The 25,433-nt window shown below is 36.5% G+C and carries 24 protein-coding genes and 1 tRNA gene; 8 read left to right on the forward strand and 17 right to left on the reverse strand.

Going from position 1 to position 25,433, the window contains the following annotated elements; genetic code table 11:
* Positions 1-13: 13 nt before the first annotated feature.
* The 6 genes from RM706_RS01910 to RM706_RS01935 all read right to left on the reverse strand — a co-directional run bounded on the left by RM706_RS01910 (position 14) and on the right by RM706_RS01935 (position 6,428).
* Positions 14-964: a cbb3-type cytochrome c oxidase N-terminal domain-containing protein gene (locus tag RM706_RS01910; protein ID WP_311349330.1), complete on the reverse strand. Its 951-nt coding sequence runs from the start codon at positions 962-964 to the stop codon at positions 14-16.
* A gap of 13 nt (positions 965-977) precedes the next feature.
* The gene (locus tag RM706_RS01915) at positions 978-1,154 is read right to left on the reverse strand and encodes a CcoQ/FixQ family Cbb3-type cytochrome c oxidase assembly chaperone (protein WP_311349331.1); all 177 of its coding nucleotides are present in this window, start codon (positions 1,152-1,154) and stop codon (positions 978-980) included.
* A 4-nt stretch (positions 1,155-1,158) separates the two neighbouring features.
* Positions 1,159-3,360 carry a cytochrome-c oxidase, cbb3-type subunit I gene (gene ccoN / locus RM706_RS01920; protein ID WP_311349332.1) on the reverse strand — a complete coding sequence of 734 codons (2,202 nt, stop codon included), beginning with the start codon at positions 3,358-3,360 and terminating at the stop codon, positions 1,159-1,161.
* A 2-nt stretch (positions 3,361-3,362) separates the two neighbouring features.
* Positions 3,363-3,554: a cbb3-type cytochrome oxidase assembly protein CcoS gene (ccoS, locus tag RM706_RS01925; protein WP_311349333.1), complete on the reverse strand. Its 192-nt coding sequence runs from the start codon at positions 3,552-3,554 to the stop codon at positions 3,363-3,365.
* 66 nt (positions 3,555-3,620) lie between these two features.
* Positions 3,621-4,043, reverse strand: a complete 423-nt coding sequence (locus tag RM706_RS01930; protein ID WP_311349334.1) for a doxx family protein — start codon at positions 4,041-4,043, stop codon at positions 3,621-3,623.
* A 9-nt stretch (positions 4,044-4,052) separates the two neighbouring features.
* Positions 4,053-6,428, reverse strand: coding sequence for a heavy metal translocating P-type ATPase (locus RM706_RS01935; RefSeq protein WP_311349335.1), 2,376 nt, complete (start codon positions 6,426-6,428; stop codon positions 4,053-4,055).
* Between the two features lie 234 nt (positions 6,429-6,662).
* On the opposite strand from RM706_RS01935, the gene RM706_RS01940 reads away from it, so the two are divergent.
* From RM706_RS01940 to RM706_RS01950, 3 genes are all read left to right on the forward strand, one after another.
* Positions 6,663-7,355, forward strand: a complete 693-nt coding sequence (locus RM706_RS01940; RefSeq protein WP_311349336.1) for a Crp/Fnr family transcriptional regulator — start codon at positions 6,663-6,665, stop codon at positions 7,353-7,355.
* A gap of 96 nt (positions 7,356-7,451) precedes the next feature.
* Positions 7,452-8,351, forward strand: coding sequence for a universal stress protein (locus RM706_RS01945; RefSeq protein ID WP_311349337.1), 900 nt, complete (start codon positions 7,452-7,454; stop codon positions 8,349-8,351).
* Between the two features lie 118 nt (positions 8,352-8,469).
* Positions 8,470-8,766, forward strand: coding sequence for an antibiotic biosynthesis monooxygenase family protein (locus RM706_RS01950; RefSeq protein WP_311349338.1), 297 nt, complete (start codon positions 8,470-8,472; stop codon positions 8,764-8,766).
* A 174-nt stretch (positions 8,767-8,940) separates the two neighbouring features.
* Here the strand turns inward: RM706_RS01950 and RM706_RS01955 are convergent.
* Positions 8,941-9,022 (reverse strand) — tRNA-Leu (locus RM706_RS01955).
* A 128-nt stretch (positions 9,023-9,150) separates the two neighbouring features.
* Between RM706_RS01955 and RM706_RS01960 the strand changes: the two genes are divergently transcribed.
* The 4 genes from RM706_RS01960 to RM706_RS01975 all read left to right on the forward strand — a co-directional run bounded on the left by RM706_RS01960 (position 9,151) and on the right by RM706_RS01975 (position 14,236).
* Positions 9,151-10,539 carry a dipeptidase gene (locus tag RM706_RS01960; protein ID WP_311349339.1) on the forward strand — a complete coding sequence of 463 codons (1,389 nt, stop codon included), beginning with the start codon at positions 9,151-9,153 and terminating at the stop codon, positions 10,537-10,539.
* A gap of 137 nt (positions 10,540-10,676) precedes the next feature.
* The gene (locus RM706_RS01965) at positions 10,677-11,042 is read left to right on the forward strand and encodes a BlaI/MecI/CopY family transcriptional regulator (RefSeq protein WP_311349340.1); all 366 of its coding nucleotides are present in this window, start codon (positions 10,677-10,679) and stop codon (positions 11,040-11,042) included.
* A gap of 1 nt (position 11,043) precedes the next feature.
* Complete coding sequence (locus tag RM706_RS01970; protein WP_311349341.1) at positions 11,044-13,017, forward strand: M56 family metallopeptidase; 1,974 nt, start codon at positions 11,044-11,046, stop codon at positions 13,015-13,017.
* 118 nt (positions 13,018-13,135) lie between these two features.
* Positions 13,136-14,236, forward strand: coding sequence for a DUF4407 domain-containing protein (locus tag RM706_RS01975; protein WP_311349342.1), 1,101 nt, complete (start codon positions 13,136-13,138; stop codon positions 14,234-14,236).
* Here the strand turns inward: RM706_RS01975 and rfbD are convergent.
* The 4 genes from rfbD to rfbB are packed head-to-tail and all read right to left on the reverse strand — an operon-like array spanning position 14,233 to position 17,613.
* Complete coding sequence (gene rfbD, locus RM706_RS01980) at positions 14,233-15,099, reverse strand: dTDP-4-dehydrorhamnose reductase (RefSeq protein WP_311349343.1); 867 nt, start codon at positions 15,097-15,099, stop codon at positions 14,233-14,235. The genes RM706_RS01975 and rfbD overlap by 4 nt on opposite strands.
* Before the next feature lie 27 nt (positions 15,100-15,126).
* Positions 15,127-15,675 carry a dTDP-4-dehydrorhamnose 3,5-epimerase gene (gene rfbC / locus RM706_RS01985; protein WP_311349344.1) on the reverse strand — a complete coding sequence of 183 codons (549 nt, stop codon included), beginning with the start codon at positions 15,673-15,675 and terminating at the stop codon, positions 15,127-15,129.
* 4 nt (positions 15,676-15,679) lie between these two features.
* Positions 15,680-16,540 carry a glucose-1-phosphate thymidylyltransferase RfbA gene (gene rfbA / locus RM706_RS01990; protein ID WP_311349345.1) on the reverse strand — a complete coding sequence of 287 codons (861 nt, stop codon included), beginning with the start codon at positions 16,538-16,540 and terminating at the stop codon, positions 15,680-15,682.
* Between the two features lie 35 nt (positions 16,541-16,575).
* Entirely contained in the window at positions 16,576-17,613 is a 1,038-nt protein-coding gene (gene rfbB / locus RM706_RS01995; protein WP_311349346.1) for a dTDP-glucose 4,6-dehydratase, read from the reverse strand.
* A gap of 224 nt (positions 17,614-17,837) precedes the next feature.
* Between rfbB and RM706_RS02000 the strand changes: the two genes are divergently transcribed.
* Positions 17,838-18,974 (forward strand): hybrid sensor histidine kinase/response regulator, encoded by a 1,137-nt coding sequence (locus tag RM706_RS02000; RefSeq protein WP_311349347.1) that lies wholly within the window; start codon positions 17,838-17,840, stop codon positions 18,972-18,974.
* On the opposite strand, the gene RM706_RS02005 is transcribed toward RM706_RS02000, so the two are convergent.
* Genes RM706_RS02005 through RM706_RS02030 form a run of 6 tightly spaced genes read right to left on the reverse strand, consistent with a single transcriptional unit; the run spans position 18,971 to position 25,419 of the window.
* A complete protein-coding gene (locus RM706_RS02005) occupies positions 18,971-20,182 on the reverse strand; it encodes a glycosyltransferase family 2 protein (protein WP_311349348.1) in 1,212 nt (403 codons plus the stop codon). The two genes, RM706_RS02000 and RM706_RS02005, sit on opposite strands and share 4 nt — an antisense overlap.
* Before the next feature lie 11 nt (positions 20,183-20,193).
* Positions 20,194-20,832: an acyltransferase gene (locus RM706_RS02010; RefSeq protein WP_311349349.1), complete on the reverse strand. Its 639-nt coding sequence runs from the start codon at positions 20,830-20,832 to the stop codon at positions 20,194-20,196.
* A gap of 10 nt (positions 20,833-20,842) precedes the next feature.
* The gene (locus RM706_RS02015) at positions 20,843-22,048 is read right to left on the reverse strand and encodes a glycosyltransferase (RefSeq protein ID WP_311349350.1); all 1,206 of its coding nucleotides are present in this window, start codon (positions 22,046-22,048) and stop codon (positions 20,843-20,845) included.
* Positions 22,045-23,208 carry a glycosyltransferase family 4 protein gene (locus tag RM706_RS02020; RefSeq protein WP_311349351.1) on the reverse strand — a complete coding sequence of 388 codons (1,164 nt, stop codon included), beginning with the start codon at positions 23,206-23,208 and terminating at the stop codon, positions 22,045-22,047. Before RM706_RS02020 ends, RM706_RS02015 begins: the two co-directional genes overlap by 4 nt.
* 10 nt (positions 23,209-23,218) lie before the next feature.
* The gene (locus tag RM706_RS02025) at positions 23,219-24,427 is read right to left on the reverse strand and encodes a glycosyltransferase family 2 protein (protein ID WP_311349352.1); all 1,209 of its coding nucleotides are present in this window, start codon (positions 24,425-24,427) and stop codon (positions 23,219-23,221) included.
* A 23-nt stretch (positions 24,428-24,450) separates the two neighbouring features.
* Positions 24,451-25,419, reverse strand: a complete 969-nt coding sequence (locus tag RM706_RS02030) for a UDP-glucuronic acid decarboxylase family protein (RefSeq protein WP_311349353.1) — start codon at positions 25,417-25,419, stop codon at positions 24,451-24,453.
* Positions 25,420-25,433: the final 14 nt, after the last annotated feature.

Consider the following 25,433-nt stretch of genomic DNA (forward strand, 5'->3'; position numbering starts at 1 on the left):
TATATCTTTTTTTCTAGTTCATAACAACCGTAGTAGAATCAGAAACCTGTTCTGCAGGAGCCTCTTCCTGTATTTCTACTTCAGGAGCATCCGGATCAATCCATACATCGCCCTCGGGTGCTTTAGGATTCGCCGGTGTTGTTCCCTGAAATTGTAGTAAATAACTGGCTACTTGTGCCATTTCTAATGGTTTTAGACTTTGTTTCCAAGCTACCATACCCTTACCATCGCGACCCCCCTCTGAAATCGTATTGAATACATTTTTGATACCACCACCTAAAATCCAGTTTTCATCAGTCAAATTAGGCCCAATACCACCTCCGCCATCTGCCATATGACAAACTACGCAACTGGTTGTAAATATCGTCTTTCCAGCATTTAAATCGGATGCGTCTGTCAACAACTCGACCGTATTTACATCCACCAAATTTTTAGCCGTTTTTTTATACTCTTCAATTTCAATTTTAGCCGCAGCTACTTCTTGGTCATATTCAACAGCCTGGGTATAATCACCTACAATGTGGAACCGAACTAAATAGATCACTCCAAAAATGATGGTTGCATAGAACATGTACACCCACCATGGTGGCAATACATTATCCAACTCACGAATACCATCGTAATTGTGATCTAAAATGATTTCACCTTCTTCTTCAATTTTCTTGGTACGGGTCAGTTTTGCATACATGGCCTTACCCCATTTCCACTCCCATTTTTTGTTTTTATCTGCTAAGTAACGTTCCTGAGCTTCTGATGATAAGGTTTGGAACATTACATTTTCGATCGCTTTTAATATCACTTCAATAGCAATCAATATTAATAGCACCATTAACAAGAAAAACTGTGTAATCGGATAGGCAATAAATGCAGGTTGCTCACCTGAATCAATAAAGTATTCCATTAGTCCGAAGACTAAGAAAAATAATACTGGGATTCGAATCCACCAAGGAGTTCTAGTAAACATAATCTTAGGTTTTTTATTGGTTATCGTTATCCAAAGGCAATTCGCCCATTTCTTTTATATGTGCTTTGCTAGCAGTAAACACCCACCAAAAAAGCAAGGTGAAAAACACGAAGAAAATCAATAGGGATATCATAGGATACGTTGCTATCCCTTCAATACTTTCCATATGGTTTTTTACAAATTTCAACATGGTCTTATTTGTTTTGTGATAATAATTCGTCTGTATTCTTCACCTTGATATCTGTACCCAATCGTTGCAAATATGCAATCAAGGATACAATCTCGCGGTCACGCATTTCAACAAACTCTTCTCCGTTTTCTTGAGCATATTTTTTATCCGCCTCATAGGTTCTTTCAAACTCGGGATCAGTGTATAGATTCTTTTCTATCTGCTCAGCCTGTTCAGCCATAGCTAGTTGTGCATTTGAAATATCTTCATCAGTATAAGGCACACCCAGACTTACCATGGCGTGCATCTTGCTTTCGACCCCACTTCTATCATGCTCATTGAGCACCAACCATTGATAGGCTGGCATAATAGATCCTGACGAAGTACTTTGTGGATCATACATATGGTTTAAGTGCCAATTATCAGAGTATTTACCGCCAATTCTAAGCAAATCTGGACCGGTACGTTTACTGCCCCAAAGGAATGGGTGATCGTAAACAAACTCGCCAGCTTTGGCGTATTCACCATAACGTTCTACCTCACTTCGGAAAGGTCGTATCATCTGCGAGTGACAACCCACACAACCTTCTCTGATATATAGATCGCGACCCTCCAATTCCAATGGAGTATATGGTTTGACGCTTGTTATTGTCGGTATATTCGATTTCACCAAAATCGTTGGAACAATTTGAATGATACCTCCAATCAAAATAGCCACTGTAGCCAGAACCGTTAGCTGTACTGGTTTTCTTTCTAACCACGTATGGAAAGTTTCGCCAGCCACTCTTCTTTTAGAAACTCTTGTCAAGGCAGGAGCTTCTGCCAATTCATCTGTTACTGCTGTGCCCTTTCTTATAGTCACGATGACGTTGTATACCATTATTAACATACCAACAATAAACATTGTACCACCTATAGCACGCATCCAGTACATAGGTATGATTTGTTGAACAGTCTCCAAGAAGTTTCCATAAACCAGCGTCCCATCCGGATTAAATTCTTTCCACATTAGGGCCTGAGTGAATCCAGCTACATACATTGGTAAAGCATAGAGAATAATCCCTAAAGTACCTATCCAAAAATGCAGGTTGGCCAAGCCTTTTGAATATAAAGTGGTTTTCCACATTTTTGGAACTAAGTAGTAAATCATACCAAAGGTTAAGAAACCATTCCACGCCAATGCACCAACATGCACATGTGCAATAATCCAGTCGCTAAAATGTGCAATAGCGTTTACGTTTTTAAGAGAAAGCATTGGGCCTTCAAAGGTTGCCATACCATAACCCGTAATGGCAACGACCATAAATTTCAAGGTAGCATCAGAACGAACCTTATCCCAAACCCCCCGTAAGGTCAAAAGTCCGTTAATCATACCACCCCAAGACGGTGCAATAAGCATTACCGAAAACACCACACCTAAATTCTGTGCCCAATCGGGCAATGAAGAGTACAATAAGTGATGTGGGCCTGCCCATATATAAATGAATATCAATGACCAAAAGTGAACTATGGAAAGTCGGTAAGAATACACCGGCCTATTCGCTGCTTTAGGCACAAAATAATACATCAGGCCTAAAAATGGCGTAGTCAGAAAGAAAGCTACGGCATTGTGACCGTACCACCATTGCACCAAAGCATCTTGTACTCCTGCATATACTGAATAGCTTTTTAAAGCTGTTACAGGTAATTCTAAACTATTAAAAATATGTAGTACGGCAACCGTCACAAAAGTGGCCAGATAAAACCATACGGCCACATATAAATGACGTTGGCGCCTTTTTAAAATGGTGCCTATCATATTCCAACCAAATACTACCCAAATAACTGCGATGGCAATATCAATGGGCCATTCCAGTTCGGCATATTCTTTAGAGGTTGTATAGCCTAAAGGCAATGTAATTGCAGCTGCCACAATAATCAATTGCCATCCCCAAAAATTAATGCTACTTAAAACATCATTAAACATTCTGGCCTTTAACAATCGCTGTAACGAGTAGTAAACACCAGCAAAAATGGCGTTACCAACGAAAGCAAATATGACGGCGTTGGTATGTAGTGGCCGTAAACGCCCAAAACTTAACCATGATATTCCATCGGTCAAGTTTGGAAACAGAAACATAAAGGCCAACAGCAGCCCAACGACCATTCCTACAACACCCCAAAGCATGGTGGCATAGAGAAACTTTTGTACGATTTTATTATCGTATTGAAATTGTTGTACTTCCATAATTATTTAGTTTGTCTTTTATTTTGGTTGTTTTTATCTGATTTGGTCTCTACGAGCTCATCCTCAAATAGCATCCGTATCGAAGGGGTATACGCATCGTCATATTGCCCTTTCTTTACGGAAAACACAAAGGCTGCGAAAAAGACCAAAGCGACACATATACTGATTGTCAGTAACACATAAATCACACTCATACCTACCTGAATTTGAGGGTAAAATTAATTTGATGGTATCTTCTAAAAAATGACATTTATCAGCTTTTATTTATAATTCATCTTTTTTCTGTCCTCTCTTAAAAGGATGACCAAAGCACCAACAATAATGATGTTTTTACCAATGTACTGACCCAATAATGTGGGTACCACTGGAGCCAGTTCAAATGATTGCGCGGGAAAAAAAAGCAAAGGTGAAAACGTACAAGCCATATGGGCAAGTGCAATTAATACCACTTGTTTTCTATATAGGTCAAAAATCAATAATAGCCCTATACCAACCTCTAAAATGGCCAGTAACATTATCGATAATTTATCGGTAACCACACCAAAAGTAAGTTGGTCAATGGTATTCTTGGACAGTTGTTCTGCCGGGCTCAAACCCGGAAAAAACTTTAAAGCACCAAACCACACATACACGAGACCAATCGTCACACATAATATCATTGAATTGCAGATCTTGTTCTTCATTAGCTATGCTTATTTTCTTAATTTTTTACCTAAAAAATTACTGGCAAGTGTTGTAAAAACTACTATACTTATGGAACTTAATGGCATCAAAATTGCCGCTATAACAGGTTGTAATTGCCCAGTTATCGCAAAATATAAACCGATGACATTGTAACATAGCGATAGTAGAAAACTGATCTTGATTACCTTAATCGCCTGCTTCGATAGTTTTAGAAAATTGCCCAGTTGAGTCAGTTTGGAGGCGTCTAAAATTGCGTCACAAGCTGGTGAAAACACATTGATGTTCTCTGATATGGCAATGCCTACATCACTCTGTGCCAATGCGCCTGCGTCGTTCAATCCGTCACCGACCATCAATACTTTATTTTTAATTTGGAGCTTTTTGACAAAGTCAAGCTTATCTTCAGGTTTTTGGTTAAATAGTAGAGGAGTGCCAAAGGGCAACAGTTCTTCTAAGTTGTCTTTTTCACCTTCATTATCACCAGATAACACCGCCAGTGTATGGTCGTTTGACATTTGTTCAAACAATTCTGATATTCCACCACGGTATTTGTTCTTAAACACATAACGCCCTTTGTAATTCTCGTTGGCACTCACATAGACCGAGGTATCCAATGATTGTACATCAGGTTTTTTACCTATAAATTTTGCAGAGCCTGCCTTTATGGAATGTTCATCTACACGCCCTTGAATCCCTTTGCCCGTTTCTTCTTCAAAAGCGTCTAAGGTTTCAATTTCATTACTCTCTAAAATATTGTACAGGGAGCGGCTCAATGGGTGGTTTGAAGCCCGCAAGGTGTTTTTAAGTAGTGACACTTCTTGCTCGGTCAATTCCATTCCCTCATAAAAAATCGTATTCTCAGAAGCCGAGGTCAATGTACCCGTTTTGTCAAAAAGGGCCGTTTCAATTTGTGCCAATCGTTCAATAGTATTGGTATCTTTTATATAGAACTGATGCTTGCCGAAAATCCGAAGCATATTGCCTAAGGTGAAAGGAGCCGCAAGTGCAATCGCACATGGGCACGCAATAATGAGTACTGCGGTAAAAACATTCATAGCTTTGCTAGCATCAGCAAACAACCAAAAAGTGGCGGCCACAAAAGCAATGGTCAATATGGCAATGGTAAAACGCTTCCCAATACGGTCGGTAATTGTTTGAAAATGTGAGGCTTTATTTTTTGAGAATGCGGCATTACTCCATAACTGGGTTAGGTAGCTTTGCGATACCGATTTTAATACCTCAACTTCTAGAGGCCCACCTTTTTGCTTTCCACCTGCAAAAAGCTTATCACCCGAAGACTTAAACACGGCTTGTGATTCACCAGTCACAAAGCTATAATCGATTTGAGCTTCTCCAGAAATCAAAATACAATCAATGGGAAGTATCTCTTGGTTGTGAATCAACAGTCGGTCACCCGCCTTTACTTCATAAATTTGAATGTTTTCTTCCCTTTTATTCTCGTCAATTTTCGTTACCGCAATTGGAAAGTACGATTTGTAATCACGCTCAAAAGATAGAAATCCGTATGTCTTTTGCTGAAAAAAGCGTCCGACCAACAAGAAAAAGACCAAGCCCGTCAGACTATCAAAAAAACCAGAGCCCAAATCAAAAATGATATCTACGGTACTGCGTAGAAAGAGCGTTAAAATACCCAAGGCTATAGGTACATCTATATTCAATATTTTAGAGCGCAACCCTTTAAAAGCAGCTAGAAAGTAATCTCTTGCCGCATAAAAAATGACCGGTAAGGAAAAGGCAAACATCAACCAGCGAAAAACAACTTTATATTGATCCAGCCAAAATTCTTCAACTTCAAAATATTCAGGAAAAGACAATAGCATAACATTACCAAATGCAAAGCCAGCTACACCCAACTTATACATCAAGCTTCGATCAACCGTTACTTTCTTTTTAGCAAAATCTTCCAATGAGATATTTGGCTCGTATCCAACTTTAGCAAGCAGAACAACCAATTCTTTTAAAGAAAAACCAGTAGTGGTATATGTAATGCGTACTTTCTTTTTCGGAAAATCTACTTGAGAACTTTTCACGCAAGAGTGTAATCGGTTTAAGTTTTCCAACACCCAAATACAAGAACTACAATGAATATGGGGTATTAACAGTTGAACTACTTGAATACCTTCTTCATCAAACTCCACTAATTTGTTTACAATATCATCATTGGCCAAATAATCAAATTTGCCCTCAACCATATTAGGTGTGGCGCCAGCACTCTTTTCTAAATCATAGTAATACGATAAGTCATTGGTACTGAAAATCTCGTAAACCGTTTTGCAACCATTGCAGCAAAACACTTTGTCATCAAAGCATACCTTGACTTTGCCACTTGGCTCTCCACAATGGTAACATATTGAAGTATCCATTCACATTTGCATTATACCTTTTACAAAAGTGGTTCATGGGTAATTCTTAAAACATGATATTTGTCAGCTTTTAAAAATATAACCCCCAGTACATTTGTGATATGGGAAACTGAATTTAATTGAGGAGAAAACTACATCAATATCATAAAATGGTAAATTTTATTATTTAAAAAATTATGAACTCTAATTCACTTATAATCAGTATATTTAAGTATCAGGTAAATTATTTCCATTATGGAAGAAAGCAGATGTGAAAATTGTATTGTAAGACAGTTCAATTCGCTTCGTGCCATGAGCAAAGAAGAGTTGAAACAGGTGTCAGATTCCAAGACTACAAAAAGCATTAAAAAAGGAGAACCACTATTTCAAGAGGGCGATAAATTGAATGGTGTATATTGTGTTCGTAATGGGGTCTCCAAACTATCCAAACTAAGCCCAAACGGTAAAGATCAAATTGTAAAATTAGCAACCAAAGGCGAAGTTATGGGGCAACGCTCCGTTATTGCTGAAGAGTCAACCAACTTATCTGCTATTGCGGTGAGCGATATGGAGGTTTGTTTTATTCCAAAAGACAGTATCAATTCTACCTTGCACAAAAACCCAAACTTTACACTGGAGGTGCTCCGCCATATGGCACATGATTTAAAAGAAGCTGATGATGTCATTGTCAATATGTCTCAAAAAACCGTAAAGCAACGAATTGCAGAGGCTTTTTTATATCTTAAAAATAATTTTGGGGAAGATGATGAAGGGTTCTTAAAACTGACCTTATCACGAGAAGATATTGCCAATGTGGTGGGTACCGCTACTGAGTCTGCAATAAGAATTATTTCAGAATTCAAGAAAAAGGGGTTAATATATACTTCTGGAAAACGGATTAGGGTTGCCGATGCCCGTAAACTTCAAGACATGGCCGAAGGTTTTTAACCCTATACTTAAGCATCCCCTTTTTCAAAACCTGACATATGTCATAGTATTGCTTGTTATGCGACCGTAATTTTATTCCATCTTTAAAAAATTGGGATGAAACGTATTTTAATACCTACAGATTTTTCAGAAAATGCCTGGAATGCCATTTCTTATGCCATGCAACTATTCCATCAAGAAGTTTGTGAGTTCTTTCTTTTGAACACCTATACGCCAGTGATACCAAGCAGCCGCTTTATGGCTCCAATAATAGACGGTGTTCGAATAGAAGACGCTATTCGTTATAATTCTGAAACCGGATTGTTGAATACCGTTGAGCGCATAAAATCTGAGTTCTGTAATGACAAACACAGTTTTAAAACTATTTCATCATTCAATCTTTTGGTTGATGAGGTTAAAGATTTAGTTGACACGTATAATATTGACTTGGTCGTTACCGGCACTAAAGGTGCCTCAGGCATGGATGAAGTTTTTATGGGTAGCAATACCGTGCGTATCATTAAGAGTACAAAAAAATGTCCAGTTCTTGCCATTCCGCAACATTTTGATTTTTCGGTGCCAACTGAGATTGCATTTGCTACCGATTTTAATCGATTTTATACTTTATCAGAACTTTATTCATTAATTGAAATGGCAAAATCGTTCCATGCGACCATTCGTATCGTTCATGTGCAATATGAAATTAAAGCGCTTACCGAGCTACAGCAATTCAACCTTAATATGTTGCGAAAATACTTTGCAGAAATTGAGCACTACGTTCACACAGTATCGGAACTAAATTCCGTTTCACAGTCTTTGGAAGTGTTTTCAGAAGAGTTGGGTATTCACCTATTGGCCATGCTCAATTACCAGCACAGTTATATGGAACGTATGACGCGTGAGCCAATTGTAAAACGAGCTGCTTTTCATACTCAAATTCCATTATTGGTTATTCCTGAACTAGGTATGGAAGCCAATTCATGGCATAATCCTAAGCGAGAAATGGCCAAAACTTAAACCCAGCACAAGATAGGATTGTATTCATAAAATCAATTTTGTTCAATTATTTATATATTAAGCAGTATTTTTTATAAAATATTCATCTTTTAATATTATACTAGTTGAAAATGGTTTAATGATAAGAATAATATACAATTGGAAAGTAGAATCTAAAAACTTGGAATCCTTCATTAAAGTATGGAAAAAAACAACTACAGAAATTCATAAGACAGTTAAAGGGGCAAGAGGGAGTTTTATGTTACAAAATGCTAAGGAACCAACAAAAATAAAAACAATCGCAAGATGGGATTCCCTTGATGATTGGAAAAAATTTTGGCACGACAACAATCATAATCAAATGCAGTCCATGCATGATTTGGGAGAGCGAACCTCAGTAGAACAATTTAAAGAAATTGACGATTTTACAAAATAGAAGTCGTAAATACCCATAAACAAAAAAAACCTCAAAACTGAGAGGTTTTTTCGTGCGGGCGGAGATACTTACTTCGACTGCGCTCAGTATGAACTTCTCGTCTCTTCAATATTTTCCAAAATCAAATCTTACGTGAAATAAAAAAGCTTCTCGTTTCCAAGAAGCTTTTATTTGTGCGGGCGGAGAGACTCGAACTCTCACACCTCGCGGCACTAGATCCTAAGTCTAGCGTGTCTACCAATTCCACCACGCCCGCAAAAGGATTGCAAATATAAATCAATTTTCTAATTGTGAAATAACAAATTTTAATTAATCGATAAGGCAACCAAAAAATGAAATTTGTTCCTTCGCATTTTGTAAATTTAGCATCCTTTAAAGAAATACATGGATCAAATAAAATCTTATATCGCAAGTCATAAAGACCGTTTTTTAAATGAATTGATTGAGTTACTTAAAATTCCCTCAATTAGTGCAGACCCTGCCTATTCAAAAGATGTTTTAAAGACTGCTGAAATGGTGGAACAATCTTTGAAAGATGCTGGCTGTGACATCACTGAAATCTGTGAGACCAAAGGATACCCAGTGGTATATGGTGAAAAGACGGTGGACTCGAAATTACCAACAATTTTGGTTTACGGACATTATGATGTGCAACCGCCAGATCCAATGGACTTATGGACCTCACCACCTTTTGAGCCTGTCGTTAAAACAACAGAACTACATCCTGATGGTGCAATCTTTGCGCGTGGTGCCTGCGATGATAAAGGCCAAATGTACATGCACGTGAAAGCCATTGAATTCATGACCAAAAATGACTTACTACCCTGTAATGTAAAAATCATGATTGAAGGTGAAGAAGAAGTAGGTAGTGATAGTTTGGCAGATTTTTTAGAAGACCATAAAGAGAAGCTCGCGAATGATATTATTTTGATTTCTGACACTGGCATGATTGCCAATGATGTTCCTTCCATCACAACCGGCTTAAGAGGTTTAAGCTATGTTGAAGTTGAAGTCACTGGGCCTAATCGAGATTTGCATTCTGGTATTTATGGAGGCGCCGTGCCTAATCCCATTAATGTACTGAACAAGATGATTGCTTCTTTGCATGATGAAGACAATAGAATCACTGTAGATCGTTTCTATGATAAGGTTGAAGAAGTTTCTGCGGAAGAACGAGCTGAAATGGCAAAAGCGCCATTTGATTTAGAAGATTACAAAAATGCTTTGGATATTGATGATGTTTATGGGGAAAAGGGGTACTCCACTTCAGAACGTTATTCGATAAGGCCAACCCTTGATGTTAATGGAATTTGGGGCGGCTACACAGGCGAAGGTGCCAAAACTGTAATAGCCAGCAAAGCCTATGCAAAAATTTCTATGCGATTGGTACCCCATCAAGATCCTGATGAGATTACAGAATTATTTATCAAACATTTTGAAGCTATTGCCCCCAAAGGTGTGAAAGTGAAAGTGACTCCGCATCACGGCGGATTACCCTATGTTACGAATATGGATAGCCTAGGATATAAAGCTGCGGCAAAAGCCTATGAAAAAACCTTTGAGAAAACCCCGATACCCGAACGTACGGGCGGGAGTATTCCAATCGTAGCACTTTTTGAACAAGTTTTAAACAGCAAAACTATTCTAATGGGTTTTGGATTGGATAGTGATGCTATTCACTCTCCCAACGAACATTTTGGAGTTTGGAACTACTTAAAGGGTATTGAGACCATTCCTTATTTCTATAAGTATTTTACGGAGATGAATTCCTAGTTAAGTTTTCCAACAACCTCATTACGTCTATATTTTACACCCTAAAATATAGTCCTATTTCAAAAACATTTACTCTACACTTGTAGAATTAAAATATTTATTCTATGTTTGTAGAGTTAATTCTAATATTGTAGAACATGCAGTTGTCAAAAACAGAAGAAGAGCTTATGAATATTTTATGGAAGCATAAAAAGGCTTTTATGAAAGATTTATTAGATGCATATGAAGAGCCAAAACCGGCGACCACAACGATAGCCACATTGTTAAAACGTATGGCCGACAAAGGTTTTGTGGCCTATAATAGTTTTGGTCGATCAAGAGAATATTTTCCTCTTGTAAAAAAGAAAGATTATTTCTCAAAGCATGTGAACGGATTGATCAAAAACTTTTTCAACGATAGCCCTACTCAATTTGCATCGTTTTTCACTCAATCAACTGATTTGAGCAAAACGGAACTGCAAGAATTGAAACAGCTCATAGATCAAGAAATAAAAAGAAAATAGCATGCTTTTATACCTATTAAAATCTGCGGCTTGTATGGCCATATTCTTGCTCTTCTACAAGCTTTTATTGGAAAAAGAGCAGATGCATATATTTAAGCGGTTTTATCTTCTGGCAGGATTAATTGCTTCTTTAGTAATACCATCATTGGTTTTTGTAGCGTATATTGAACCTACTACTACATATGCTACTACCCAAGTAGTAAGCGAACCAAATATAACAACGACAACTCGACCTGAAGCTATTGACGTTATCAATTGGATTTTAATAGTCAAGACCATTTATGCTTTAGGCCTTATTGGTTTTGGGTTTCAATTTTTCAAAAATCTACTTCAAATTATCAATCGAATTCGAAAGAACCCTAAACTAAAACAACAATTCAGCATCAAAGTATTGCTAAAAGAACAACTTCCACCACATACTTTTTTTAGATATGTTTTTTTAAACAAAATTAAGTTTGAAGAGCATACCATACCTGATGAAGTTTTGTTACATGAAGACGTACATGCCAAGCAATGTCATAGTATTGACGTTGTTTTTATAGAGCTCTTGCAAGTTATTCTATGGTTTAACCCTATGGTCTTTTTCTTTAAAAAATGTATCAAGCTAAATCATGAATTTCTAGCAGATAGTGCTGTCTTAAAAAAGACCACATCCACAAGTAATTATCAAAATACGCTATTGTCCTATTTATCACGGGATAGTCATAACAAATATCAGTCAATCAAAATGGCCAATGCCATTAATTATTCATCAATCAAAAAACGATTTAAAATCATGAAAAAAGAAACCTCAAAAAGAGCAGTTTTACTGCGCAGTATTTTAGTAGTACCCCTATTTGTAATTTTATTGTACGGATTTAGCGAAACAAAATCTGTTCAAAAAAAAGAAAAACCAAACAATACTTCCATAAATAATAATTTGTATGAAAAAAATGTTCAAGAAGGCGCTTCACGAAAACTAATGGCGGAGTATAATGCACTAGCTAAAAAATATAATGAGATGGACCGCGACAACATGCGGATTCTTGGTCATGATGTAGCCCGTTTGGAATACATATATGGCCTAATGTCTGACAAACAAAAAGCAGATGCCGAACCTTTTCCTGATTTTCCAGAGCCGCCGCCCGCACCAAAAGCACCTAGAATTGATGAAGTTTCCCCTTCTGAACCAATTTCAAAGGTTTCAAAGGAAGAATCTATAGAGGCTCCGAAACCACCTAGTCCTAAAAAGGTAAAAAAAGCAGCCATCACACCACCTGCCCCTCCAGAGCCCTTAGAACCGCTTGACCATGTCATTGAAATGGCAAAAAGAGGAGCCACTTTTTATCTCGAGGATAAAAAGATTTCGTCAGCCAAAGCAATTGAGCTTTTAAAGAAAGATAAAAGCTTGAACATTTCAACTACAGGAAGCAAATCAAAAAATCCACAGGTTAGAATTTCTGAAAAACCTATTACCATCAAAAAATCTTCTGCTTCTAGAATTTCAATAGAGACCGGTAGTATTACAGTAAATGGTAATGAACTTTTTTACAGTACCAGGAATGGCATTACAAGTTATTTCAATGAAAAAGGCGAACAAGTAAATCGTCAAGGTCAAAAACTTGAAGAACCATTAAAAAAGAATCCTACTTTTTATTTTAATGGAAATAGAGTTTCTTCGGTTAAAGCACGTCAATTATTGCAAAACAACAAATCGATTCAGGTTGCCACCGAAGATTTTTCTGAAGATGAGTATGCGATTGTTTTAACCGACCTAAGCAAAGTTTCTCACAAGAATTACAACAAAAGCAATAACCCAAATTCAGTCATTGACCTAACAGAAATGATAGAAAAAGAGGCTTCGTTTTTCTATAACGATGAGCCCATCTCAACAGAAAGAGCATTGTGGTTAACTAAAAACACACAAATTGAAAGAGTGAACACCAAGGGCACCAAAAATGGAAAACCTAAAGTTTATTTTTGGAAAAAAGCATGAAAATTGATATCAATAATATCACAAATCACTGTTAAAGCCTTCAATTAGAAGGCTTTTTCTGTAACAAATCATAAATACTTGCGTTCAATACTTAGATCAAACCAAAACGAGCACTATCATGTTACAACGATTTTTTATCTTCTGTTCAGGAGCTGACACCGATATTCTTTCAACTTGTTCAAACGGAGAACGCAATAAATATGCAGGTATAGGTGCAACTGTTTTCTTTACGGCAGTCATGGCTTTTATTGCAAGTGGCTATGCACTTTTTACCGTTTTTGACAACGTATACACAGCAATTTTCTTCGGATTAATTTGGGGACTTCTCATTTTTAATCTAGATAGGTATATTGTTTCTACCATTAAAAAAAGGGATAATATCAAAAGTGAGCTGTTTCAAGCGGCACCGAGGATAATTCTAGCGATTATCATTGCAATCGTGATTTCAAAGCCCTTGGAAATGAAAATTTTTGAGAAGGAAATCAATCAAGTTCTCCTTGAAGAAAAAAATGCCATGACCCTTGAAAATAAAGAACAATTAGCATTGCAGTACACTCCTAAAATTGAAGCTTTAAATCAAGATATTTCCAACTTAAAAAATGAGGTTGTACAGAAAGAAACCGAGACAAATGCACTTTATGATACCTATATTTCAGAAGCTGAAGGGACTGCTGGAACCGGTTTGTTGGGCAAAGGCCCTGTTTATGAAGAAAAGCGTCAAAAACACGATGCCTATTTAGCTGAACTACAAACTTTAAAAGAAACTAATGCTGCAAAAATTTCTAGCATAGAAAATCAAATTACAAACCTAAACAAAGACTATAATGAATCTGTGACTTCTTCCCAACCTATCATTGATGGTTTTGATGGCCTTATGGCCCGTATCAATGCGTTGAATAAACTACCTTGGTTGCCTTCGTTTTTTATTTTCTTATTATTCTTAGCAATAGAAACAGCACCGATCATTGCAAAACTATTGGCTCCAAAAGGAGAGTATGACTATAAGTTTGAAGAAGGTGAAAGTGTGGTCGCAACTTGGGTGACCCAGAAAGTGACACAGCGAAAATTGTTGTTATCTACAGATTCCGTAATGAATCAAGAAATTTATGAGGACATCAAATCGGAAGAGGAACTCTTCCGCTACAAAAAACAGAAAGCGGAAGAATTACTGCGCCTACAGGCCGATTCTTTTCACAGCACACAAATAAAAGGGCTTTAAGCCTCAATTTTTGAGTAGGCCTTCAAGGCTATGGCAAGACTATCCTTCCAATGAGGAATTGATAAGTGAAACGTATCCTTGATTTTTGCCTTATCAAGCACACTGAATTTTGGGCGTTCCGCCGGTGTAGGGTATTCTTCTGAACGAATAGGTTTTAAGTCAATCTCAATACCTTGACCATCAAAAATAGCTTTGGCAAAATCATACCAACTAGCGACGCCTTCATTGCTATAATTATAAACTCCATAATCAATGCTATGGGCTTTGATAATGTATAAAATAACAGTTGCCAAGTCCTTGGCATAGGTCGGTGTGCCTATTTGATCATAAACTACCGAAAGCTCATCACGTTCATTACCAAGTCGAATCATGGTCTTCATAAAGTTGTTTCCAAACTCTGAGTACAACCATGACGTCCTTAAGATAAAATATTCTTGTAAATTATTGATAATGGCACGTTCTCCTTTATACTTGGTGTCTCCATAAAATCCTATTGGTCTCGCAATAGCTTCTTCATGATAAGGCTCATTCAAATACCCATCAAAAACGAAATCTGTTGAAATATGAATTAAAATGGTTTGGTTTTCATTACAACCCAATGCCAAATTTCTGGCTCCTGTAATATTCACTAGGCGTGCTAAATCGGTATCTGACTCAGCCTTGTCTACATTTGTGAATGCCGCGCAATTAATACAATAGGCATAATCGTTTAAAGTCAATTCTTGATGTACGGACTCGAAATCGGTAATATCTAATTCAGCTGAAGATTTATAGACAAAATTTAAGCCTTCTTGATTTGTGATAGTTAAAGCTCTCAAAGTGCTGCCTAATTGACCTGAGGCCCCGGTTACAAGAATATTCATTTAAATCTAATTAAAATTTGATACTGGTTAATCTAATACTACTTCGTTAAAAGTTGGTAGAACCTTATCTTTTTCAGAAATAATCAATTCTGATTCATCAATTACCCAATCAATATTAAAATCAGGATCGCTATATAAAACTCCACCCTCTGATTCTTTATTGTAAAAATTATCGCATTTATAGAAAAAAGATGCTGTTTTGCTTAGTGTTACAAAACCATGTGCACACCCTCTAGGAATGTACATCTGTTGTTTATTGTCGGCCGAAAGTATATTTGAAACCACTTTACCAAAGGTTTTAGAACCAGGTCTAATATCTACAGCTACATCTAAAACTTCTCCTTCTAAAACCCGAACCAACTTTGCTTGAGCATGTTGCCCTTTCTGAAAATGCAACCCTCTGAGTACTCCTCTAGTTGAAAAGGATTGATTGTCTTGTACGAAAAAAGGTTTCGCTCCAGTTTTCTTTTCAAAAATTTCTTGGTTATAACTTTCAAAGAAGTAACCACGTTCATCACCAAACACTCTTGGCTCCATCAAAAAACAGCCTTCTATATTTGTCTCTTTTACTTCCATAAGACTATGATATAACTTCTAATAAGCGCTTGCTATAACCGCTTTTTAAGAAGGGTTCAGTTAATTTTTTGAATTGATTCTTTGTGATATATCCCATTTTATATGCAGACGACTCAATAGCCCCTATCTTTAAACCTTGACGTTCTTCAATAACCTGAACAAATTGACCTGCTTGCATTAATGATGCAAAGGTACCGGTATCTAGCCAAGCAGTGCCCCTATCCATAATGCTAACTTTCAATTTCCCTCTTTTTAGGTACTCTTGGTTCACATCGGTAATCTCTAACTCGCCACGAGCACTTGGTTTCATATTTTTTGCTATTTCAACAACATCATTGTCATAAAAATAGATTCCTGGTACGGCGTAGTTTGATTTTGGACTTTGCGGTTTTTCTTCTATTGAAATAGCCTTGCCATTATCATCGAATTCTACCACCCCATAGCGCTCTGGATCATTTACATGATAGGCATAAATAATACCCCCATCTGGGTCGTTGTTGGTCTGCAAAAGATTTTCTAAACCCGTACCGTAGAAAATGTTATCTCCTAATATTAATGCCACTTTATCATTTCCAATAAACTTTTCACCAATGATAAATGCTTGAGCAAGACCATTAGGTTCTTCTTGCACGGCATACTCAAAACGGCATCCATATTTTCTACCATCGCCCAACAATTTTTTGAACAAAGGCAAGTCGTGAGGGGTGGATATAATTAAGATTTCCCAAATTCCTGATTCTAATAAAGTAGAAAGCGGATAATAAATCATGGGCTTATCGTAAACTGGCATTAGTTGTTTACTTACTGCCAGTGTCAAAGGATGCAGTCTTGTTCCAGAACCTCCTGCTAATATGATTCCTTTCATTATATATTTTTTTGTTGTGGGGTATATTAATTTGGCTAAGCGAGACTTGAATTTTCTTTTTCAACATAGCGTCTCAAGTACCAATCAATTGTTTTTTCTATTCCTGTTTCAAAATTCTCATCAGCCTTCCAGCCAAGGTCATTTTCAATTTTAGAGGCATCAATGGCATATCTAAAATCATGTCCTGCCCTATCTTTAACGTAAGTAATCAAATCATGATATGATTTGTTATCATTTCGTGGTGTTTTTATATCTAAAATATCACATACAGTTTTTGCGATATATAGGTTATTACGTTCGTTTCGTCCGCCAATATTATATGTTTCTCCAGAAACCCCTTTCTCATAGGCCAATAAAATTCCCTTACAATGGTCTAATACAAACAGCCAATCGCGAATGTTAGATCCATCTCCATAAATAGGAATGGGTTCTTTAGACAATGCTTTTCTAATAATTGTTGGTATCAATTTTTCATCGTGTTGTTTTGGACCATAATTGTTTGAACAATTGGTTGTGACCACGTTCATACCAAACGTATGATGGTAACTTCTAACGATAAAATCGGAAGATGCTTTCGATGCACTATATGGACTATTTGGAGCATATGGGGTAGTTTCCATAAACAAACCTTCTTTACCAAGTGTACCATATACCTCATCAGTTGATACGTGATGAAAGCGAGAATCTTTATAAGCCTCTTTATAAATACCAGGGCCAACCATCCAATGTTTTTTCGCTACGTCAATTAGATTGAAGGTACCAATAATATTGGTTTGCATAAAGGCATCAGGATTGGTAATTGAGTTATCTACATGTGATTCTGCTGCAAAGTGTATGACGCCTTTGATGTCAAAACGTTCAAAAAGTTTTTCAACCAGGCTTCTATCACAAATATCACCTTTAACAAAGGTATACCGGTCTTCAGCTTCAGCCTCTTTTAGATTGTCAAGATTACCTGCATATGTCAAAGCATCTAAATTTACCAAGTGGATATTTGGGTTCGTCTCCAAAAAATAGGGAACAAAATTGGAACCAATAAATCCGGCCCCGCCAGTTACCAAAACATGTATCATAATATTTTAAGGTTTATTACTACTTATTTTGTAAATATAATCCTACTTACATTTTCAAATCAATTTATGTTGTGAAAGAATAGTTTTTGGTTGTGGAACAGGATAATATAGAGTTTTAAAATTTCAATAACCAATCAATTAACAAATTCTATTACAAACACAGGGATAATACTTATTTAAGATGAAAACTTTTTCTTACTTTAGTTTGGCATAGCTATTTACAAATGAATGACCAAATTAATGAAAAGCCCTATATCTTAGCTGTTGATGATGAACAGTTAAACATTGAGCTGTTGCGATTCATCCTTGAAAGAAACGACTTCAACTATAAGGGTACCAGTGATGACGACCATTTCTTTGAATTGTTAGAAGAAAAGCTACCTGATCTCATACTACTTGATGTTATCATGCCAAGAATTGATGGGTTTGAGCTTTGCGAAAAATTAAAGTCCTATCCCAAATACAAAAATATCCCGGTGATTTTCCTAACAGGAAAGGTCAATATAAAAGACAAAGTCAAAGGTTTTGAAGTAGGAGGTATTGATTATGTTACCAAGCCTTTCAATGAGCAAGAACTTATTGCTAGAATACAAACCCATGTTGAATTGGTAAGGGCAAAAAACCAGATAGAGAAACAGGCTGAGAATCTGAGACAGTCGAATATCCTAAAAGACAGAATGTTTTCCATCATCGGTCATGACTTGCGCTCTCCTTTAAGTGCTGCAAAACTGAAAATGGATTTTATCATGCGCGGTATCATTGACCCTAAAGCAGATGATTTTTTAGGCGGCACTGTTTATGAACTGCTAAAAACTATGGATGAGGCTTTGAACTTACTTCAGAACCTATTGGGGTGGGCAAAATCTGAAAGTGATCAAATTCAAATCATTCCCGAAAAATTAGACGTTTTTGATTTAGTAGAGCAGACCTTTAGATTACTTAAATTAGGTAGTGAACATAAAAACATTCAACTGATTAACAATGTTCTCAAAGACACTTTAGTTTTTGCAGACATGAATACTGTTAAAACCGTACTCAGAAACTTGCTTTCAAATGCCATAAAGTTTACGCCAGTCAAAGGCACAATCAACGTAAATGCTATTGCCAACAGCGGTGCATTAATCATTGAAATTGAAGATAATGGTCAAGGCATTCCAAAAGAAGATATCAGTAAAGTTCTCAATCCTAATGAACATTTTAGCAAATTAGGCACGGAAAAAGAACCTGGAACCGGTTTAGGTTTGATACTTTGCCAAAATTTCATTCAAAAAAATGGTGGTTCGCTTAACATTAGAAGTAAAGTGGGCAAAGGGAGTGTCTTTTACTTCGACCTACCCCTTTATGAAAATCAATTAGTTTAAGCCACCACCTCCGCTGAAGCCCCCCCTCGTTTGGCACGTTCCCAGTTTACAGATTGGTTTCCTTTTAAGTACCTACCAAAACCTAAAAACACGGATAAATTCATAATGAAAAAGTAATAAGGAATAAAAAGAATCTTTAATCGAATTTGCCTGTTTTCTAAAAACCATCCTAACAATGCAGCTGCATAGAAAATTACTTGACCCCAAAACAAAAAACTAAAAACCCCTAATGAAACTAATCCTTCATTGAGCGCAAGGATTAAATTGATCGGAATTAAAAGTAGAAGTAATAAAGGGGTTAATGTCCAACGTAAAACACGATGTGAAATATACTGAAACGATAAAGTACCGTATTTGAAAAAATTCAATAAGGGAGCTAAACGTACCACGGATTGTATTCCTCCAGCTGATATTCTAATTTTTCGCTTTAGCTCTTCCTTTACATTGGCTGAAGCATTTTCAATTGCATAAGCATCAGGATTGTATTGAATGGTATTTCCCTTCATTGCAACTCGCAATGAAATCATGAAATCATCCAATAAAGTGTCCTTTTCAACTTCTTGCCATAACTCAGTACGAATGGCAAAAAGCTCTCCGGCTGCTCCGACCACAGAATACAGTTCTGCATCCCATTTCTTTAATTGCGATTCATATTTCCAATACATTCCTTCACCAGCTCCAGCCGCACTATCAGCATCTTTCGAATAGATACGCTTTTCACCTGAAACACAACCTACTTTAGGGTTTCTAAAAAGGCGCACAATTTCTTTAATAGAGTTTTTGCCCAGGTTAGTATTTCCGTCTGAAAAAATCACGATTGGGGTTTTCACATACTTCATACCTCTATTCATCGCAGCAATTTTGCCCGCCCTTTCAGGACTATGTATTACCGAAACATCTTTATGCTTTTTTAATAGTTCAGGTGTACCATCGTCCGACCCATCAGTTACCCATAACTGGGTTACCTTGTTCTGAGGGTAATTTAAGCTTTTGGAATTGGAAACTTTTTCGTCGAGATAGTCTTTTTCGTTATAGGCTGCCACAAAAAGAGTTACTTCAGGCTCATAATCTTCATTACCAGTGAATGGTTTACCTAGACCAAATAGTCTTCTAATTTTTATGATAACGAACAACAAAATGCCGTACCCCAAATAGGAATAGAAAATGATAAATAAAGCTATCCAGAAAATAATTTTTAAAGCTTCCATATTAACTAGTTTTAAGCGACTATCGCTTGTTTTTTCTTAACAGATTCCCATTCACCCGAATGGGGATTAAATTGTTTTATGACTCGAGCTGGGTTACCAACCGCAACTGAATATGCAGGGATGTCTTTGGTAACTACGCTGCCAGCACCTATTTGGCAATTTCTTCCTATGGTAACTCCAGCCAATACCACTGAATTTGCACCAATATGGGCTTCATCTTCAATAATTGTAGGTCTAACGTCAAGTTCTTGTTCACTTGAGTTTTTTGAACCGTCTGCATAACCATGGTTAAAACCAGAAACAAATACATTTTGCCCCAAGCCCGAACCATTACCCATTGTTACTGGTCCGATAACTACACTACCAATACCTACTCTAACCCTATCTCCTAAGAGAACATCACCAGAGCCATTGTTAACGGTACAGTAAGATTCAATTGTTGTTAGTTGCCCTACTTCAAATCTTTTCCATGGAAAAACATCAATACGACTATTTCGTCTAATGGTTGCCCCTTTTCCTTTTTTGTGTTTTAAAGGATTTAAAAACCAACGCACCCAAAAACGAGGTCGTGGATTTCTCTTTGGGGCAATTAACGTTAGGGCGAATTGCTTCAACTTAGGGTTAGATTTTATTTTATTGACAATACCCATAACTTCTATTTTATGCTGATTGCTTGCTTACTTTTAAAATGCAATTGTAAATTTCATTGACATTATTTTCCCAACTATGTGAAAGACCAAAGGCCTTCCTTTTAGCTCGCAATTCAGCGCTATCCTCTTTCAATGCTCTTTCAATTAATTCCACATAGTCTTCCGAAGTTTTGCCTAAATAGGTATGCTCAGCAAAATATTCCATTGCTTTTGTAGCTGATGCCACTGTAGGTTTTCCCATGGCTAAATATTCATCTATTTTTCTAGGATAATTTCCAATCGTTGCGTCATTAATCAACTGAGGATTAATAGCTACATCAAATCCTTTGATATAATTAGGCAGTTCCGAAGCATCCCTACTTCCTAAAAAATGTACATTATCAATTTCATGTAATTCTGAAGTGCTGAAAGCATCATCTTCCGGGCCCACCAAAATAATGTTCCAATCTGGTCTTGCTTTCGCCACATCTGCAATTATTTCAATACTCAATCTTCTACTACTTAAAAAACCTACGTAGCCGACTACAGGTCCTTCAAAATCTTTCAAATCTGTTGGAATCTCAATCTCTCTTAATTTATCATTAAAGAGAGAAGTATCACAACCTTGGCCAACCATATAAGAATGCTCTGTAAATTGTTTTCCATACTCGGTGTAGAGGGTAGAGTTATTAACTACACAATCAGCTTTTTGAATGAGCTTAGGCTCTAAACGAACGCCATTTTTTCGCCAATATGGGTTTTTGGTTAAATAATCACGCATGTAATACACGTAAAATGAAGGTTGCAAATATTCTTTTATGTGTTGCCCTAAAAACATTGAGCTATCGTTAAAGATGATATAGTCTTTAAAACCTAATCGTTCAACTACATCAGCTACATCTGAACAAAATCGCTTTGCATTGATTTTATTTAATTTATCAAACAACCAACTAGCGTTTAAAAAGTTAGCCGACTCGGTAAGTGTCTTTGGATAAAGATTCCACATTGATTCATTTAATTGAACCAAATCATCCTTTAATCCTTTTCTTATTTGTACTCTCTTTTTTATTTTTTGAGTATGTCGCTCTCTATATCTTGATACCCTATCCATTGGCGGATTCACGTAAAGAACTCGATTATTCTTGGCAAACTCAACAGCAATATTCTTACAATTACTACCAATCTCAATATCCCAAGCTTGAATACCCATTACAATAATATCTTTGCCTTCAATCATACCATTGCTGTATTTAGTTCTTCATAGACATCTTCATAAAGTGCTAAAACGTTTTCTGCCATTGCTTTCCACGAAAAGTCTTTTGCACGTGAAATACCTTTTTCTGATAAAACCTTTGCCAACATTTGGTCTTCAACCAATGTCTGCATAGCATTTGAAATCTCTTTAGGCTTGAAAGGGTCAATAATCAAGGCTGTTCCTTCACCTGCTACCTCTGGCATCGATGATGTGTTTGAAGTAATCACTGGCACACCACAGGCCATTCCCTCTAAAATTGGTATTCCAAAACTTTCACGTAAAGAAGGGTACAAGAAAATAGTACATTGACTTATAATCGCTGGTAATTGCTCATTTGGCACGTATCCTAAAAGATGAATTTGTTTTCTTAATTCAGGATGACCAATGGAACCTAATATTCGTTGCAATTCGTTTTCATCATAATCTAACATCACTAACTGATATTGATTTGGATATTCCAAGTTGAAATCCGCAAAAGCCCTTAAGGCACCAATAGTGTTTTTCTTTGGATCAGTATTGCCTAAAAAGAAGAAAAACTTTTCAGGAAGATTAAACTTGGTCGTTATTGTAGAAAGTACTTTGCTATCAGTAACTTTTTTAAAATGCTCACCCACACCATTGTATATAGCATGTAAACGATCATCTTTAAATCCAAAATACTTATTGATTCTGTGTTTTTCATAGTTGGAAACGGTAATGACTTTTTTACTCTTTTTAATGACCGGTGGCACAAAATACCTGCGATACATATTCCCAAGTTTCTGATACCAGGTACCATCTTTCTTAAAAATACTAATGCTCTCTAGGTAAATTATATCATGTAATGTAGTCACTAAAGGAACTTTACAAAATAATGGACCTGTATTACTTGTACAATGCAAAACATCACAATCTTCGTGATATGCTGCTCTTGGCAGCTCCCATTGTTCCCAACCAGGATATCCAAACTTTGAAGTCAGTTCTACTATTTTGAAATTAGGCGCATCAGGAATACAGGTATTGTCTTCATCGGGTTTTACAAAAATGACATACTCATTAGTTTTGTCAATACTTTGTAAGTTTTTGATGAGCTCTAAGGCTACCATATCCATACCGTGCTTCTTTTTTCTAAAAAGCCGTTGTCCTTCAATTCCTATTTTCATATTTTAAATTTTACTGTCCGCTAAGGGTACCGTGCTGGGTATGAATGAATTTTTTATTCGCTCCTTTTAATTTGAACAAGGATAAAAACATCAGAACAAATGCTTTAGGTAGTGTTAAAACCGCTTTCAATGTTGATATGCTGTAGTATTTTCTTGGTATCGATAATGCGAACGCCAAAACAGTAATTATAAATGTTATAAACCAGTATTGAGAAGAGACAATACTTGTTGAGCTTTCGAAAAAGATATCAATCAATGCGTAGACCCCTGTGAAAACAAACACAAGACCCAATAATAAAATTCTTGGTGTAGAAATCATCTGATAAACCTTATCAGCAAAATCAATATTACCTTTAAAGACTAATTCCTTAATGCCAGATAGCACATATCTTCTAAAATAAATAAACTGCGCTGAAAGCCATCTTTTACGCTGATTTGAAAACACCTCAGATTTTTGAACTTTTTCATCTAGCACCAAGGCTTTATGCAAATATTCAATTTTTGTTCTATTGCGAAGCAGTTTTAACTCCAATTCTTTGTCAAATCCACCCACGGCATTGACATTGGCCATGGTAGTTTTGAAAAAGTGATAATCAAATGCCATGCCCGACCCTATTAAGGCTGATGAAAGTCCTAATACTCGATGTCCTTTTCTAAAAATATGGTTATTGACCTCTTCGCTGATAGCGTCAAGAATTGCAAAAGGCGTATTTGTGTTTTTTGCAATACGATGTCCTTGAACCACTTTATAACCCCTATTAAAGGCATCATTAATTTGTTCGATAAAGTCAAACTCCATGATATTATCGGCATCAAGAACCAAAGCCACATGATACTTATCTCCGATGACTTCCATAGCTTTATTCAAAGCCTTGGATTTGGTACTTTTTTCAAAAGCTACCTCAACCAATGTGATTGGCAGTTTACGAAGCTTGGCAAGTGTGTTTTCTTGAAATGAGTCGGCTATAATAACCACATCAAAAAGTTCTTCTGCATAGCTTTGCTCTAAAGCTCTTCGCGCCACTTCAACAATGACGTTATCTTCTTTATAACCTGGAATCAAAACAGCAAATTTTCGCTGTTTATTTATAATGACGTTCTTCTTTTTTGCCTTGAATATACCTGCAAGAGCAAATAGAAAAATATATATGGATGCAAATCCGAAATAACCGATCAGTAGTATTTCAATGACATTGATTATAATCTTAATTGCATCCATTCTAACTTAATTAAAAAATTGAATTATGAATTCACTAACTCTTGAATAGATTTATCTTGAAGTGTTCCATCAAAATACTTAATGGTTTTTTCTAAACCTGTTCTTAAATCGACACTTGGTTGCCATTCTCTAAGCTTTTCTTTAGCTAAAGAAATATCTGGTTTACGTTGCATAGGATCATCTGAAGGTAATGGTTGATGGGTAATTTTCGATTTCGAACCAGTCAGATCTATAATATTTTCTGCCAGTTCTAACATCGTGAACTCACCAGGGTTACCAATATTGATAGGACCTATAAAATCATCTTCAGTATTCATCATCTTAATCATTCCATCTACCAAATCACTTACATACTGAAAACTTCTGGTCTGCAATCCGTCACCAAAAATGGTAATATCATGACCTTGCAAGGCCTGCATTATAAAGTTGGACACTACGCGACCATCATCTGGTTCCATTCGTGGTCCATAGGTATTAAATATTCTAATAATTTTTACTAGAACATTATTTGATTGATGATAGTTGACAAATAGTGACTCTGCGCACCTTTTTCCTTCATCATAACAAGACCTTATTCCAATCGGGTTTACGTGACCCCAGTAATTTTCGGGTTGTGGGTGAACTTCTGGATCACCATAAACCTCACTTGTTGATGCTTGTAAGATTTTGGCATTAATTCGCTTTGCAAGTCCCAACATATTAATAGCACCTAGAACTGATGTTTTAATGGTTTTTATAGGATTGTGCTGATAATGAACAGGGGAAGCAGGGCATGCAAGATTGTAAATCTCGTCAACCTCAATAAAATAAGGCAATGTAACGTCATGCCTTATCAATTCAAAATACGGGTTGTCCATCAAATGAACAATTTTACTTTTTCTACCCGTAAAATAATTATCCATACAAACGACTTCGTTCCCCTCTTTTAGAAGTCGTTCACATAAATGTGATCCTACAAAGCCTGCACCTCCAGTTACTAATATTCGTTTCATGTTTTTTGTTTTCA

Source organism: Croceitalea rosinachiae (genome assembly GCF_031846445.1).
Taxonomy (GTDB): Bacteria; Bacteroidota; Bacteroidia; order Flavobacteriales; family Flavobacteriaceae; genus Croceitalea; species Croceitalea rosinachiae.

Coding starts and splice junctions, on each gene's coding strand:
- RM706_RS01910 (WP_311349330.1), bottom strand. CDS start 964: ATGTTTACTAGAACTCCTTGGTGGATTCGAATCCCAGTATTATTTTTC.
- RM706_RS01915 (WP_311349331.1), bottom strand. CDS start 1,154: ATGTTGAAATTTGTAAAAAACCATATGGAAAGTATTGAAGGGATAGCA.
- ccoN (WP_311349332.1), bottom strand. CDS start 3,360: ATGGAAGTACAACAATTTCAATACGATAATAAAATCGTACAAAAGTTT.
- ccoS (WP_311349333.1), bottom strand. CDS start 3,554: ATGAGTGTGATTTATGTGTTACTGACAATCAGTATATGTGTCGCTTTG.
- RM706_RS01930 (WP_311349334.1), bottom strand. CDS start 4,043: ATGAAGAACAAGATCTGCAATTCAATGATATTATGTGTGACGATTGGT.
- RM706_RS01935 (WP_311349335.1), bottom strand. CDS start 6,428: ATGGATACTTCAATATGTTACCATTGTGGAGAGCCAAGTGGCAAAGTC.
- RM706_RS01940 (WP_311349336.1), top strand. CDS start 6,663: ATGGAAGAAAGCAGATGTGAAAATTGTATTGTAAGACAGTTCAATTCG.
- RM706_RS01945 (WP_311349337.1), top strand. CDS start 7,452: ATGAAACGTATTTTAATACCTACAGATTTTTCAGAAAATGCCTGGAAT.
- RM706_RS01950 (WP_311349338.1), top strand. CDS start 8,470: ATGATAAGAATAATATACAATTGGAAAGTAGAATCTAAAAACTTGGAA.
- RM706_RS01960 (WP_311349339.1), top strand. CDS start 9,151: ATGGATCAAATAAAATCTTATATCGCAAGTCATAAAGACCGTTTTTTA.
- RM706_RS01965 (WP_311349340.1), top strand. CDS start 10,677: ATGCAGTTGTCAAAAACAGAAGAAGAGCTTATGAATATTTTATGGAAG.
- RM706_RS01970 (WP_311349341.1), top strand. CDS start 11,044: ATGCTTTTATACCTATTAAAATCTGCGGCTTGTATGGCCATATTCTTG.
- RM706_RS01975 (WP_311349342.1), top strand. CDS start 13,136: ATGTTACAACGATTTTTTATCTTCTGTTCAGGAGCTGACACCGATATT.
- rfbD (WP_311349343.1), bottom strand. CDS start 15,099: ATGAATATTCTTGTAACCGGGGCCTCAGGTCAATTAGGCAGCACTTTG.
- rfbC (WP_311349344.1), bottom strand. CDS start 15,675: ATGGAAGTAAAAGAGACAAATATAGAAGGCTGTTTTTTGATGGAGCCA.
- rfbA (WP_311349345.1), bottom strand. CDS start 16,540: ATGAAAGGAATCATATTAGCAGGAGGTTCTGGAACAAGACTGCATCCT.
- rfbB (WP_311349346.1), bottom strand. CDS start 17,613: ATGATACATGTTTTGGTAACTGGCGGGGCCGGATTTATTGGTTCCAAT.
- RM706_RS02000 (WP_311349347.1), top strand. CDS start 17,838: ATGAATGACCAAATTAATGAAAAGCCCTATATCTTAGCTGTTGATGAT.
- RM706_RS02005 (WP_311349348.1), bottom strand. CDS start 20,182: ATGGAAGCTTTAAAAATTATTTTCTGGATAGCTTTATTTATCATTTTC.
- RM706_RS02010 (WP_311349349.1), bottom strand. CDS start 20,832: ATGGGTATTGTCAATAAAATAAAATCTAACCCTAAGTTGAAGCAATTC.
- RM706_RS02015 (WP_311349350.1), bottom strand. CDS start 22,048: ATGATTGAAGGCAAAGATATTATTGTAATGGGTATTCAAGCTTGGGAT.
- RM706_RS02020 (WP_311349351.1), bottom strand. CDS start 23,208: ATGAAAATAGGAATTGAAGGACAACGGCTTTTTAGAAAAAAGAAGCAC.
- RM706_RS02025 (WP_311349352.1), bottom strand. CDS start 24,427: ATGGATGCAATTAAGATTATAATCAATGTCATTGAAATACTACTGATC.
- RM706_RS02030 (WP_311349353.1), bottom strand. CDS start 25,419: ATGAAACGAATATTAGTAACTGGAGGTGCAGGCTTTGTAGGATCACAT.